This is a genomic window from Bittarella massiliensis (ex Durand et al. 2017), assembly GCF_017566145.1.
Classification (GTDB): domain Bacteria; phylum Bacillota; class Clostridia; order Oscillospirales; family Ruminococcaceae; genus Bittarella; species Bittarella massiliensis_A.
Map to the genome: position 1 here is coordinate 1 of NZ_JABFCL010000113.1, position 249 is coordinate 249.

Annotated in this window: 1 protein-coding gene; it reads right to left on the reverse strand. The window is 48.2% G+C overall.

What is annotated here, in order from left to right; genetic code table 11:
• Positions 1-249: GNAT family N-acetyltransferase (locus tag HJY11_RS13670; protein WP_368041617.1), on the reverse strand; the 249-nt coding region annotated here is incomplete at both ends.

The following is a 249-nucleotide window of genomic DNA, read 5'->3' on the forward strand; positions in this document are numbered from 1 at the left end:
TGAAAATAGAGGGTGTCAATCTCCGCATGAAATGCATCCACCTCATGCCCCGAAGCAAATCCTACGATATTCCCCTCCTGTTCACAGACATACAGCTTTGCACCTTTATCGAGCTCTTCTTCCCACACGATTTGCTGTGCATCCAGATTCCTTGCGTCCAATACTTCATCAGGAATGATCCCACGATAAACACTTTTCCACGCCTCCACGTGGATACGGGCAACGTCCGCCAAATCCTTTTTCTCAGCT